Below are 12,009 nucleotides of genomic sequence, written 5' to 3'. Positions count from 1 at the left end.
GGAACTTTACCAGTATAAAGTGAAGAAAAAATTAAGTTTTCTATGATTTTTGGGTGAACAATCATGAGAGTGTTTTTAATAACACAGCGTAACTTTGTAGAGGTTATTTGTGGGTGACTTACTGCTGGATCTTTCTGGTTACATTAAGTTTTTTGTTGGGTTGTTTGCACTGGTCAATCCTGTTGGTATTTTGCCGGTTTTTATCAGTATGACTCACTACCAAGCCCAGTCGGCTCGTAATAGAACTAACTTGATTGCCAATACTTCTGTTGCCATCATTTTATGGACAGCTTTACTGTTAGGTGACTCAATACTACGTATGTTCGGCATTTCCATTGACTCTTTTCGTATTGCAGGCGGAATTTTGGTGGTGACCATCGCGATGTCGATGATTAACGGCAAGCTTGGAGAGGACAAACAGAATAAGCAGGAAAAGTCGGAAACCGCCATTAGAGAAAGTGTTGGTGTTGTGCCGCTGGCATTGCCGCTAATGGCAGGCCCCGGTGCAATCAGTTCTTGTATTGTCTGGAGTTCTCGTTATCAGGGATGGCAGAATTTTCTTGGGTTGGTGCTTACCAGTGCATTGTTTGCTTTTTGCTGCTGGTTATTATTTCGGTCTGCACCTTTAGTCGTCAAATATCTGGGGCAAACAGGTATTAACGTTATCACTCGAATTATGGGGCTGCTGTTGATGTCTTTGGGAATTGAACTGATTGTGACAGGGATCAGAGCGCTATTCCCAGGGTTGCTTTGATATGATTTACGATAAAAGGTGTTAGTTTCTTTCTTGTGAAATTACAAATTATAATATTCTTATCATTTTTATTATAAAGCTTATATCATAGGCTTTTCTCACTTCTTTTACCGGTACTCCCTGAATTTTATACAAATAACCCAATATTTTTCTAAATTATTCTTTCCTGCTAGTTCAATGTGTAACTGGTTGCTTCCACCACTGTTTTGTGATGAATGTAGGTTTTTAATTTGCATTGATTGCAATTTGTTAAAATTATGTTTATTTTCATCTTTGGTCTAGCTTTGTTTACTATTTTAGTTAAGTTTAAAGTTGGTAATTTTATAAATATCAGTTAGTTATAGTGGTTATTGGCGTGTTTTATCAATTAATGTAATAGGTCGCACTAAGTTGTTTGTAAGGATGATTTTTGCAATATGGGCGCGATATTTTAACAGTTGATATGATAAGTCCGCTTTAATATTTAATCCGTTACTTTGGGCTAAATAATGTGAAGATACCGGCCTTGATGGGATATGTGGAATGAACAAGTCCATCAAATTGGAGGTAAAAAATGAAGATCAAACAATTAAAATTATATAAGTTTATTTGCTGTATATTTTTATCATCAGCATTTTCTGTTACAGCCGTGTCTGCCGCTGAACTTCCAGATGGTGTGAAACTTGCGGATAAGCAGAAAATTATTATTAATAATGGCACAGAGGTTGCTTCGCTTGATCCGCATAAAGTCGAAGGCGTACCAGAAACCAACATTATTCTTAATCTCCTGGAAGGGTTAGTAAGTACCGGCTCCGAGGGAGTAGTTGTGCCAGGCGTTGCCACCCATTGGGAAAATCAGGATTACAAGGTATGGACTTTTTATCTGCGTGATAATGCTAAATGGAGTGATGGAACGCCTGTCACTGCCCACGATTTTGTCTATAGCTGGCAGCGATTAGCTGATCCCAAAGTGGGTTCACCTTATGCCAGCTATCTTCAATATGCTTACGTTGAAAATGTTGGTGATGTTCTGAGGGGCAAAAAATCGCCTGATCAGTTGGGCGTAAAAGCGCTGGATGATCATCGTTTACAGGTGACTCTGACGCATCCCGTGCCTTATTTCGTCAGTATGCTCAGTCATACGGCAATGAAACCGGTGAAAAAGGATGTAGTTGAAAAGTTGGGTAATAAATGGACGTTGCCAGAAAATTATGTCGGTAATGGGGCGTATTCGTTGAAAGAGTGGGTGGTCAATGAGCGGATAGTGATCGAACGCAACCCTCGATATTGGAACAATGCAAAAACAGTTATTGATCAAGCGACTCTTTTACCCCTTCAATCTGAAACCAGTGATATTAACCGCTATCGCAGTGGAGAGATAAATATCACCAACAGCGCTATTCCCCCGACGCTGTATCAGAAAATGAAGAAAGAGATTCCTGATCAGGTTCGCGTCAGTCCTTACCTTTGTACGTTTTATTACGAAATTAACAATAAAAAACCGCCGTTTACTGATGTCAGAGTCCGCGAAGCCGTCAAGTTAAGTCTCGATAGGGATATTATTGCCGGAAAAATTATGGGGCAGGGGCAAATACCGGCTTATGGTTTTACGCCAACATTTATCGGTGGCGGCGATTTTGTTAAGCCAGAATGGGCTAATTGGACACAGGAACAGCGCAATAAACGCGCCAGAGAATTGTTAGCTCAGGCCGGTTTCAATCAGGCGAATCCATTGAAGTTCACATTGCTATACAACACCTCTGAGCAAAATAAACAGCAGGCTATCGCCGCCGCATCCATGTGGAAAAAGAATTTGGGAGCGGATGTGATTTTACAGAATCAGGAATGGAAAACCTCTCTTGAAAGCCGCCATCAAGGGAATTATGAGGTGACCAGAGCAACCTGGTGTGCTGATTACAATGAACCTACAGCATTTTTAAACATGTTGCTGTCAGACAGCAGTAATAACACGGCTTTCTATCAGAATAAAAATTTTGATAGCTATCTGGAACAGGCATTAATCGCTAAGGACGCTATTGAGCGTAAGAAATTATACCAACAAGCTGAGTTTCAACTGGATAAAGACTCGGTGCTGATTCCCGTTTATTACCGGGTGAGTGTACGGCTTGTTAGCCCATCAGTGGGAGGGTTTTCAGGGAAAGACCCATTGGATTATATGGATATTAAGCGACTGTATATGAAAAAAATTAAACAGTAGCTTTATTCAAAAGAGTTACTGAGATCCTGCAAACAAAATCGTTCCTTTTGGATGCGGGTAGTAATCCACCCCTTATTTCTGGGCCGTCGGCCGAACAAGTCTGACGGTATAAAATTGGAGTAGAAAAAGATGATAAACACAACGAAAAAGAGACTACTTACTGCCAGCATCAGCGCTGCACTGAGTATGGTAATGGCAAGTCAGGTCTTTGCTGCAAAAGTGCCTGATGGCGTTCAATTGGCTGATAAACAGGTTTTAGTCCGTAATAACGGCTCTGAACCGCAATCGTTAGATCCACATAAGATTGAAGGAGTGCCAGAATCACATTTGGCCCGTGATCTGTTTGAAGGTGTTGTCATCGTTGGCCCGAATGGCGAAATTTTGCCAGGTTCTGCGACCAGTTGGGAAAATAAAGACTTTACCGTCTGGACATTCCATATGCGTAAAGATTCTAAGTGGTCTAATGGTGATCCTGTCACGGCCCATGATTTTGTTTACAGTTGGCAACGTCTGGCCGATCCTAATACTGCTTCTCCCTATGAAAGTTATCTCCAGTATGCCCATATCACCAATATTGATGACATTATCGGTGGCAAAAAGAAACCAGATGCTCTGGGAGTAAAGGCGCTGGATGACTATACATTGCAGCTTACATTGAGCGAAGCGGTTCCTTATTTACCAAGGCTTTTGGCTCACTCTTCCATGTCACCGGTGCATAAAGCTACGGTAGAAAAATATGGCGAAAAATGGACTCAGCCACAGAATTTTGTCGGTAATGGGGCTTATAAACTGAAAAATTGGATAGTCAACGAACGTATTGTGATGGAGCGTAGCCCGACATACTGGGATAACAAAAATACTGTTATTGATCAGGTAACTTTCCTGCCAATTTCGTCAGAGGTTACGGATGTGAACCGTTATCGCAGTGGCGAAATTGATATGACTTATACTAATTTGCCAATTGAGCTATTCCAGAAACTGAAAAAAGAGATCCCGAACGAGTTGCATATTAACCCACATTTATGTACGTATTACTACGAAATTAATAACGAAAAACCCCCATTTAATGATCCCCGCGTCCGTACCGCACTGAAATTGGCTATGGACCGAGACATTGTGACCAATAAAGTAAAAGCACAAGGTGATATCCCGGCTTCCGGTTATACACCGCCGGTTACTGATGGTATGAAAGAGATGAAACCGGTGTGGTTTACTGGTTGGAGTCAGGAACAGCGCAACCAGGAGGCCAAAAAATTACTGGCGGAAGCAGGTTATAATAGAGATAACCCACTGAAATTTAACTTGCTTTATAACACTTCCGATCTGCATAAGAAAATTGCAATCGCGGTAGCTTCTATTTGGAAGAAAAATTTAGGTGCTGATGTTCGTTTAGAAAACCAAGAGTGGAAAACTTTCCTTGATACTCGACATCAGGGGAATTATGACGTAGCTCGTGCGGGGTGGTGTGCGGATTATAACGAACCATCTTCATTCCTGAATTCAATGCTTTCTTATAGTAGTAATAACACATCTCATTATAAGAGTGATGAGTTTGATAAACTGATGAAAGAATCTCTGAAAGTGGCAACAGATGATGAACGTGCTGCTGTTTACCAGAGAGCAGAAGCGCAGTTAGACAAAGATTCGGCTATTGTCCCGCTTTATTACTATGTGAATACCCGGTTAGTGAAGCCCTATGTTGGTGGCTATACAGGGAAAGATCCTTTGGATAATTTACACACCAAAGATTTTTATATTATCAAACACTAATCGTTGTAAAGCAGCCCGGAAAGGGCTGCTTTAGTGCCAAATTATTTTAAGGCCAGGGTTAAGGGCCAACACATAGGAACGGGCGATGCTTAAGTTTATTTTACGCCGTTGTTTAGAGGCGATCCCGACACTTTTTATTCTTATCACTATTTCGTTTTTCATGATGCGGCTGGCGCCAGGCAGCCCATTTACCGGCGAGCGGAAATTGCCGCCAGAAGTGATGGCAAACATTGAAGCGAAATATCATTTGAATGACCCAATTTATAAACAATATTTTGATTACTTAATTCAACTCACTAAAGGAGATTTCGGGCCTTCTTTTAAATATAAGGACTACTCGGTTAACGATCTCGTCGCAACAGCGTTTCCTGTATCGGCTAAATTAGGGGCTTCGGCATTTATCATGGCGGTTGTCTTGGGGGTCAGCGCCGGAGTTATTGCTGCACTTAACCAAAATACTAAGTGGGATTATACGGTGATGGGATTCGCCATGACGGGGGTTGTTATCCCAGGTTTTGTTGTAGCACCGTTGCTAGTACTGGGGTTTGCTATTCATCTTAAATGGTTGCCGGGAGGAGGTTGGAATGGCGGTGCGCCAAAATATATAATTTTACCGATGGTAGCACTCTCTTTGGCCTATATCGCCAGTATCTCCCGTATTACCCGTAGTTCGATGATAGAAGTGTTGCACTCTAACTTTATCCGTACTGCGCGTGCCAAGGGGTTGCCATTACGTGTCATCATTTTCCGCCATGCTTTAAAGCCCGCATTGTTACCGGTTATCTCTTATATGGGGCCTGCTTTTGTCGGCATTATTACCGGTTCGATGGTGATTGAAACGATCTTCGGGTTGCCGGGAATAGGGCAATTGTTTGTTAATGGCGCATTAAACCGTGACTATTCGTTAGTGTTAAGTCTGACTATTTTAGTTGGTAGCTTGACTATTTTTTTCAATGCGATTGTTGATGTGTTGTACGCTGTTATCGATCCGAAAATTCGTTATTAAGACTGGAGCACGCAATGATAGTTAACAAACAAAACAGCGAAGCTCTGGAAAATTTCTCTGAGCAATTAGAAATCGAAGGGCGGAGTTTGTGGCAGGATGCACGACGCCGTTTTATTCACAACCGGGCAGCGATTGCCAGTTTGTGTCTGTTATCTTTGATTACCTTGTTTGTGATCCTGGCGCCGATGTTGGCTCAATTCACATATGACGATACTGACTGGGCCATGATGTCGATGCCGCCTGATTTTGAATCAGGCCACTATTTTGGTACAGATTCTTCTGGACGTGATTTGCTGGTGCGTGTTGCCATTGGAGGACGCATTTCGTTGATGGTTGGGATTGCAGCCGCTTTGGTGGCGGTAGTCGTCGGAACCTTATATGGATCATTATCTGGCTATTTGGGTGGAAAAATAGACTCAGTAATGATGCGTCTGCTGGAAATCCTGAATTCATTTCCATTCATGTTCTTTGTAATTCTGTTGGTGACCTTCTTCGGACAGAATATTTTTCTGATATTTGTCGCCATCGGTATGGTGTCATGGCTGGATATGGCGCGTATTGTCCGTGGTCAGACATTGAGCCTAAAACGTAAGGAGTTTATTGAAGCGGCGCTGGTGTGTGGTGTGTCAACCCGTCATATTGTGCTGCGCCATATTGTCCCTAATGTATTGGGAGTGGTGGTGGTTTATGCATCTTTATTAGTGCCGAGTATGATTCTGTTTGAATCGTTTCTTAGCTTTCTGGGATTGGGGACTCAAGAACCATTAAGCAGTTGGGGAGCACTGTTAAGCGATGGTGCGAATTCGATGGAAGTTTCCCCGTGGTTACTGTTGTTTCCTGCCGGTTTTCTGGTGGTGACACTGTTTTGTTTTAACTTTATCGGCGATGGCTTGCGTGATGCCCTCGATCCGAAAGATCGTTAAGGAGGTAACATGGACAGCGTTAAAAACCAGAAAAGTTCTGAACCGTTGTTAATTGTTAAAGAGTTGGACGTAACTTTTAGTACCCCGGACGGGGATGTTACGGCGGTGAACAAGCTGAATTTTGATTTACGAGCAGGGGAAACACTAGGTATTGTGGGTGAATCTGGTTCTGGAAAATCACAAACTGCTTTTGCTTTGATGGGGCTGCTTGCCAGAAACGGCAAAATTGGCGGTTCCGCTATTTTTAATGGTAGGGAAATTCTTAACCTTGAAGAAAAAGCGCTTAACCGCATGAGAGCGGAAGAGATATCAATGATATTTCAAGACCCAATGACATCTCTCAATCCCTATATGCGTATCGGCGATCAACTGACAGAAGTATTGATGTTGCATAAGCATATGAGTAAAAGCGAGGCATACCTTGAATCGATTCGGATGCTGGATGCTGTCAAAATGCCGGAAGCGCTTAAACGAATGCGAATGTATCCGCATGAATTTTCTGGTGGAATGCGTCAGCGTGTGATGATCGCAATGGCGTTGTTATGTCGACCAAAATTGTTGATTGCTGACGAACCGACAACCGCACTTGATGTCACAGTTCAGGCTCAGATTATGACCCTACTGAATGAGCTGAAACGGGAATTTAATACCGCGATTATTATGATTACTCACGATTTGGGGGTAGTTGCCGGTATTTGTGACAAAGTGTTGGTGATGTATGCGGGGAGAACGATGGAATATGGCTCGGCTCGTGAAGTGTTTTATCAACCAACTCATCCTTATTCTATTGGCCTGCTTAATGCTGTTCCACGTCTTGATGGTGATGAAGCAGCATTGACGACCATTCCCGGAAATCCGCCTAACTTATTACGATTGCCGAAAGGGTGTCCGTTCCAGCCACGCTGTCAGTTTTCAGTAGGCCGTTGTGTAGATTGTGAACCGGGGTTAGAGACATTTGGCAACGGGCGTTTGCGAGCTTGCTTTAAAGCGCCGGAGGAATTGGTATGAGCCCGATTGAAGAAAGACGAGTGCTGCTGGAAGTAGCAGATCTAAAAGTTCACTTTGATATCAAAGATGGCAAACAGTGGTTCTGGCAACCAACAAAAACCTTGAAAGCGGTTGATGGCGTTACATTAAGGTTATACGAAGGGGAAACTCTTGGTGTGGTTGGTGAATCCGGTTGCGGTAAATCGACTTTTGCTCGTGCAATTATCGGATTGGTCAAGTCTTCTGGTGGTTCAGTAACTTGGTTGGGAAAAAGCCTGCTGGATATGGATGATAAACAGTGGCGGGATATTCGCAGTGATATCCAGATGATATTCCAGGATCCATTAGCATCCTTAAACCCACGAATGACGATTGGTGATATTATCGCTGAGCCACTGCGCACTTATCATCCAAAGATGAAAGAGCCGGAAATTAAAGAGCGGGTAAAAACAATGATGATGAAAGTTGGATTACTGCCGAATCTGATTAACCGTTATCCGCATGAATTCTCTGGTGGTCAGTGTCAACGTATCGGGATTGCTCGTGCGCTTATTCTTGAACCTAAGTTGGTGATTTGTGATGAGCCGGTATCCGCACTTGATGTATCTATTCAAGCTCAAGTAGTGAACCTATTGCAGGAATTACAACGGGAAATGGGACTGTCACTGATTTTTATCGCCCATGATCTGGCGGTGGTTAAGCATATCTCTGATCGCGTGTTGGTGATGTACCTTGGACATGCGGTGGAATTGGGCACTTATGATGAGGTTTATCATAATCCACAACATCCCTATACCAAAGCGTTGATGTCGGCGGTACCGGTGCCTGATCCAGATAAAGAACGAAATAAACACATTGAATTGTTGGAAGGTGAATTGCCGTCACCCATCAATCCGCCATCAGGATGTGTTTTCCGTACTCGTTGTCCAATGGCAGATCCTGAATGTGCTAAAACACGGCCATTGATGGAAGGAAGTTTCCGCCACGCAGTGTCTTGTTTAAAGGTTGACCCATTGTAGTTAAGGTTAATCGATTGTAGTTACTGAGGAATATTGTAGTTACTGAGGAATATTGTAGTTACTGAGGAATATTGTAGTTATTGAGGAATATTGTAAGGCATTAAATGTGAGAGTTACTTTTTGGGTTTTGTGTTGGGATTCAGACCTGCATCAAAACGGGTAGCTCTCACTCTTTGAATAAAAAAATAGCAGATAAAATCACTGACCTTAATTTTTCAATCTTTCCACAAAATATGGTAAATCGGGTGAGATTTTTCCCGGCAAATAAGGATGCGAGCGAAAACATCGTTGATCTCGGCATCTTCAGATTCTGCCAGCCCGATAATGACCTCGGCAAAAAAATCAGGGTTCGGATCAAAATCCACGTGCTTAACCCACTCCTCAGAAGGGATCAGTAATTCTGCGCCGCCACGTATTTCGAATTGTAAACTAAACAGTAGAATATCAGCGGGGTCGAGGTTGGATGAAGCCAGTTCAAGAAAGATGTCATAGGCTTTCTCAAGGGTTTCATCTTCTGTCATTCGATTATTGATGTCTAAATCCATAGCTTGTGAGGATCTGTTGTCCATGTTGATTTATTCGTGGGTCATGATGAAGGAATTAAAGCATGTTGAAGCGTTGATTGGTACCCCCGTCTTTACAAGACGAGGGTGTTGGTCACAGTAGTGGGCTAAAAAAGTAACAAATACGTTCAATTATACGATGCCACAAAGGGCGTTGTTCCCACTCCTTGGTTTCCAGCAATGTAGAATGGGCGATATAATCATATTGTACCAGTGTCAAATCATTACCAAAGTTTTCATCATCAATAACCACGGTAATTTCGAAATTTAGCCACAGGCTACGCATATCGAGATTCACTGAACCCACCATGCTGAGTTGACCATCAACTAAAACGCTTTTGGTATGTAGCAAGCCATCTTCAAACTGGTAAATCTTAACACCGGCATTTAACAATTCAGCAAAAAATGCACGGCTTGCCCAACGCACTAAGAAGAAATTATTTCTGCGTGGAACGATAATAATAACTTCAACCCCTCGTAAGGCTGCGGTGCAAATAGCATTTATCAGGTCATCACTGGGAACAAAATAAGGGGTAGTTAAAATCAGTTGCTTACGGGCAGAGAAAATAGCCGTCATTAAAGATTGTTGAATCAATTCCTCGGGGAATCCAGGGCCGGATGCAATAACCTGAGTTGTGTGCCCACTGGCCTGTTCAAATGGCATAATATTGCTATCCGGTGATGGCGGAAAGATACGTTGACCTGTTTCCATTTCCCAGTCACAAGCGTAAATAACCCCCATAGTCGTGGTAACTGGTCCTTCCATGCGCACCATGATATCGATCCATTGCCCAACGCCGGCATCTTGTTTAAAGAAGCGCGGATCGACCATATTCATACTACCGGCATAAGAAATATAATTATCTATCAAGATAATTTTACGATGCTGGCGCAAATCCATTCGGCGTAGAAATAGGCGGAATATGTTGACCGGCAAAGCTTCAACAAATTCAATTCCCGCCTGGCGCATGATATCCGGGTATTGGCTACGGCAATATAACCAGCTACCGGCTGAATCCACCATAATACGGCATCTGACGCCTCGGTGTGCTGCGGCCATAAGAGCATCAGTCACTTGCTCAACCAAGCCGCCGGATTGCCAGATGTAAAACACCATATCAATACTGTGTTTGGCATTCTCAATATCTTTGATAATGGTTTTCAGTGAATGGTCATAGGTTGTCAGCAATTGGATCTTATTGCCTTTAACGCCTTCAAGCCCTTGCCGTCGTTCGCAAAGCTGGAATAAAGGCGTCGCGACTTCGCTATTTTCCGTGGCGAAGATATGACGAGATTTACGTAGTTCTTCAAGCCATACGGTTGTTGAAGGCCACATGGCTTTTGCTTGTTCAACTCTGCGTTTTCCTAAATGCAGCTCACCGAACGACAGGTAAGCGATGATTCCAACTAAGGGAAGGATATAAATAATCAACAGCCAGGTCATAGCGGAGGTGACCGGCCGACGCTTTATCAGAATGCGTAGGGTGATACTGGCAACAATCAGCCAATAAAAGAAAATAGCAAGCCAACTTAGGACGGAATAAAAGGTTGTCATATTCGGCAATCAATCCTGTTTTGTTCAGATATCTTTGGTGGCGTTTGACACGGTTTCCTCAAGACACGGGATATAAACGATCTAATTAACCCGATGAATTTACCAAAAAATCGGCAAATATACTGCAAGCATCATACTTGATATTGGTCATTTCGCATTATTGATATAAAAAGTACTATCCAGATACGCCTTGGATATCTTTTTTAAAGGCTTATAATGAGCGTGATATTTTTATAGGTATGACTTTATGAAACGTAGTCGGAATGAAGTAGGGCGGTGGCGGATGTTACGCCAGAATTCTAACCGTCGGCGCCGTTGGCTGGAAGGGCAATCAAGACGTAATTTACGCATTTATTCACTACGTAAATTAAATGGTTATAAACAGCGTCGAGCTTTATTGTTTGTTCAGCATGGCGAATGGATACATTGAAAAAATAATATTTTTGGCCTTATATTCACGCTCACCTACAATCTTTATTGAATATGATTGCTATTTGCATTTAAACTAGCAGTCATTCGAGGATTGACTATTATGCTGCTAATCAAGAATTCCCTTATGCGCTGGATACGTTGGCCAATATTGCTATCAGTTTGTTTGCACATTTCTATTGCTGCCGCCCTTTTTTGTTCTGCAATGCCGGAAAAACAGTCTGATATTGCACTTATGTCTGTCGCTATGATTCAATTAGCGGCTGAAGAAGCCCCTGTTTCAGAGCCGGCAGCGCCTGAACCTGAATCAGAGCCAGAGGAGCCGGAACCTGTTCCGGAGCCGGTAATTCCAAAACCAGAGGTGAAGAAACCGGAAGTGAAGAAGAAGGTTGTTAAAAAGCAATCTGAACCCGTTGAAAAGAGAGCTGAACAACCGGAAAAACCGCAGTTTAATCAGAATGCGCTGGCTAACCGTACTGATAATAATCAGAATAAACCGGTGGTTAAACCGCAGAATGGGCCAAGGGCATTAAGTAAAGCGTTACCTATCTACCCATCCAGGGCTTCAGCATTGGGTACCGAAGGCTATGTGAAAGTCAAATATGATATTGATGAAGATGGACGGGTAAAAAATATAGAAGTGATTGGCGCTAATCCACCCAATGTTTTTGAAAGGGAGGTGAAAAAAGCGATGAGAAAATGGCGCTTTGAAAAAATACCAGCGGTTGGTTATATCACAACCGTCGAATTCAAAATTACGGGTATATCTCAATCCTGATTGTCGGGGAAATGGAAATAAAAAAGGA

General features: G+C 42.6%; 11 protein-coding genes. 9 read left to right on the top strand and 2 right to left on the bottom strand.

Annotated features, from left to right (window positions below):
* The first annotated feature begins 109 nt into the window (after positions 1-109).
* The 7 genes from EAE93_RS04415 (at position 110) to oppF (ending at position 8,656) form a co-directional block, all read left to right on the top strand.
* Positions 110-754 carry a YchE family NAAT transporter gene (locus tag EAE93_RS04415; protein WP_036805668.1) on the top strand — a complete coding sequence of 215 codons (645 nt, stop codon included), beginning with the start codon at positions 110-112 and terminating at the stop codon, positions 752-754.
* 553 nt (positions 755-1,307) lie between these two features.
* The gene (locus EAE93_RS04410) at positions 1,308-2,951 is read left to right on the top strand and encodes an ABC transporter substrate-binding protein (protein ID WP_110090747.1); all 1,644 of its coding nucleotides are present in this window, start codon (positions 1,308-1,310) and stop codon (positions 2,949-2,951) included.
* A gap of 129 nt (positions 2,952-3,080) precedes the next feature.
* Positions 3,081-4,721 carry an oligopeptide ABC transporter substrate-binding protein OppA gene (oppA, locus tag EAE93_RS04405; RefSeq protein WP_036805672.1) on the top strand — a complete coding sequence of 547 codons (1,641 nt, stop codon included), beginning with the start codon at positions 3,081-3,083 and terminating at the stop codon, positions 4,719-4,721.
* Positions 4,722-4,806: 85 nt separating this feature from the next.
* Entirely contained in the window at positions 4,807-5,727 is a 921-nt protein-coding gene (gene oppB, locus EAE93_RS04400) for an oligopeptide ABC transporter permease OppB (RefSeq protein ID WP_214039160.1), read from the top strand.
* 14 nt (positions 5,728-5,741) lie between these two features.
* Complete coding sequence (gene oppC, locus EAE93_RS04395; protein ID WP_036805675.1) at positions 5,742-6,650, top strand: oligopeptide ABC transporter permease OppC; 909 nt, start codon at positions 5,742-5,744, stop codon at positions 6,648-6,650.
* 9 nt (positions 6,651-6,659) lie between these two features.
* Positions 6,660-7,658 (top strand): ABC transporter ATP-binding protein, encoded by a 999-nt coding sequence (oppD, locus tag EAE93_RS04390; RefSeq protein WP_036805677.1) that lies wholly within the window; start codon positions 6,660-6,662, stop codon positions 7,656-7,658.
* Complete coding sequence (gene oppF / locus EAE93_RS04385) at positions 7,655-8,656, top strand: murein tripeptide/oligopeptide ABC transporter ATP binding protein OppF (protein ID WP_036805680.1); 1,002 nt, start codon at positions 7,655-7,657, stop codon at positions 8,654-8,656. The genes oppD and oppF overlap by 4 nt, the downstream gene beginning before the upstream one ends.
* Positions 8,657-8,871: 215 nt before the next feature.
* On the opposite strand, the gene EAE93_RS04380 is transcribed toward oppF, so the two are convergent.
* Together EAE93_RS04380 and cls are read right to left on the bottom strand one after the other, a co-directional pair.
* Positions 8,872-9,201 (bottom strand): HI1450 family dsDNA-mimic protein, encoded by a 330-nt coding sequence (locus EAE93_RS04380; RefSeq protein WP_036805684.1) that lies wholly within the window; start codon positions 9,199-9,201, stop codon positions 8,872-8,874.
* Between the two features lie 112 nt (positions 9,202-9,313).
* Positions 9,314-10,774 carry a cardiolipin synthase gene (cls, locus tag EAE93_RS04375; RefSeq protein WP_214039159.1) on the bottom strand — a complete coding sequence of 487 codons (1,461 nt, stop codon included), beginning with the start codon at positions 10,772-10,774 and terminating at the stop codon, positions 9,314-9,316.
* Positions 10,775-11,021: 247 nt separating this feature from the next.
* Between cls and EAE93_RS04370 the strand changes: the two genes are divergently transcribed.
* Both EAE93_RS04370 and tonB read left to right on the top strand, forming a co-directional pair.
* The gene (locus EAE93_RS04370) at positions 11,022-11,204 is read left to right on the top strand and encodes a YciY family protein (protein ID WP_036777128.1); all 183 of its coding nucleotides are present in this window, start codon (positions 11,022-11,024) and stop codon (positions 11,202-11,204) included.
* A gap of 102 nt (positions 11,205-11,306) precedes the next feature.
* Entirely contained in the window at positions 11,307-11,981 is a 675-nt protein-coding gene (tonB, locus tag EAE93_RS04365) for a TonB system transport protein TonB (protein ID WP_214039158.1), read from the top strand.
* The last annotated feature ends 28 nt before the right edge of the window (positions 11,982-12,009 follow it).

The organism is Photorhabdus akhurstii (assembly GCF_018448925.1).
GTDB lineage: Bacteria > Pseudomonadota > Gammaproteobacteria > Enterobacterales > Enterobacteriaceae > Photorhabdus > Photorhabdus akhurstii.
The sequence above is the reverse complement of the archived record's forward strand: the minus strand, read 5'-3'. Positions and strand labels throughout refer to the sequence as shown.